Below are 1,750 nucleotides of genomic sequence, written 5' to 3'. Positions count from 1 at the left end.
TTTTTCTCAATTTCTTCTTCTATATCTTTGTTAAATAACTCAATCGATGCTTTATCTAATTCTGTTTCCTTATGTTCCTTTTTATTTTTTTCTTGGTCGCTTTCTTCAAGTCGATCCACTTTAAACTTAATCTTCCCATCATCACCAAGATAACTGTCAGCCGCGCTCCTTATCGGTAGCGCGACAAACAGTAAAAGGATAGAGAGAAATGATAACTTAGCCACTATGCTCCATTGTTTGATCATTTACTTCTTTTTCCTCCCATTTCTTATGCCATACAAATAGATTACTAACCAATCCAATAATGGCAATTACAAACAATACGACAAAAATAACTTTCCCAGTATCTTTACCACTAATAAAATCATTTAGAAAACTTTCTATATACTGAAGCGGTGAGAATTGACGTATCTTTCCGACAGACGACATTTGATCTACTTTACTTCCAACTGCCTCAGTTAAAAATAGGTACATGCTTAAAAATACTAATAGTATAAACATTCCTACCATTTTTATTTGTCGTAATAAGTAGGTTGAGACCAATACAAACGCCATCATAATAAATGTGATGAACGCAATCCATAGTAAACTTTGATCCTGACCAAACTTTAAAAGACGCCCAGAAATGATACCTATACTAATCCCTTCCACAATTGATATACCGAAAGCTACTACTGTAGTTGGTACATTCATATCAATTAATGAGAATTTCTCTTCAAAATGATCTGATTGCATTCGTTTCTTTTCTTGATTCGCAATTGCGTATGCTGTAAATAATGCAACAATGAAACAAGTTAATACAATTAAGTATGGTGTAAAAGCATTTCCTGCTACAATTACTCCATCATTTTGCTTTTGAACTGGACTAGCTAAAAAGTCATATAGCATCTCATTTTGACGATCTCCAATACGGCTATTCGCTAAAATTTTCGTAAAGTTTTTGGAGAATGATTTATCATCTTCCATTTTCTTCGTAAAGTCATTTAATAATAGATCAGCTTTTGAAACAATTGTCGTTCCGCTGTCTTGAATTTCTTTTGCTTGTCCATTAATTTGATCAAATGTTTTATATACATCGTCTGAAGTTGCTAAACTATGCTTCGAACTTTCGACCAATGACTGACTTTGCATCATTAATGATTTAATACCAGAATCTAACGATAAAATAGCTGTTTGCTCACCAGCATGATTTGTTGTTAATACTTGCTGCTCTTCAACTAGCTTTAAGCTATTCTCACGCCATTTCGCTAAACCTTTTAAATACTCTCCTAAATTTTCATTCATACTAGTTGCTTGTTGCGTCGTTCCATTTAATTTCTCCGCTAGTAGCATAGAATTTTGATCCGCACTAGTAATAGATTGTTGATAAGAGTTTATTTTTTGTTTTAAACCTGACATATCTTGCTTTATTTCTGTAGTAATACTTGATGAAACAAGATTTGAAATTAAATCAATTAAACTTTGTTTATTTAATACGTAGTACAAAGATTGATCCGTCGCAATTGCATCTAAACTTCCCTCTTCTAACTTAGGACCTACATCTTTCGTTCTTAAATCAATCCCATAATACATTTCGTAAAGGCTCATTAAACCTTGATAACTTTCGACTGTATCTACTGCTTCTTTTATTAATACACTAGATATATTTTTTGTTAATACTTCTGCTTTTTGATGTACTACTTGATTCGTTGTACTTTCAGTAACTTTACCGTTATCTGTTCCCGTTTCGCCTCCTGGATTTCCTCCGGTC

Annotated in this window: 1 protein-coding gene and 1 pseudogene; both read right to left on the bottom strand. The window is 32.9% G+C overall.

Annotated elements, in window-relative coordinates:
- On the bottom strand, positions 1-245 hold a 245-nt coding region (gene essA / locus ACQGS6_RS27890; RefSeq protein WP_426965988.1), incomplete at its 3' end, for a type VII secretion protein EssA.
- Positions 217-1,750 (bottom strand): annotated as a pseudogene (locus ACQGS6_RS27885) (type VII secretion protein EsaA); the annotation flags it as partial. The pseudogene ACQGS6_RS27885 and the gene essA, both read right to left, overlap by 29 nt.

This window comes from Bacillus sp. GMs2/2, assembly GCF_050172095.1.
Taxonomy (GTDB): Bacteria; Bacillota; Bacilli; order Bacillales; family Bacillaceae_G; genus Bacillus_A; species Bacillus_A cereus.
This window is presented reverse-complemented; position numbering and strand designations above follow the sequence as displayed.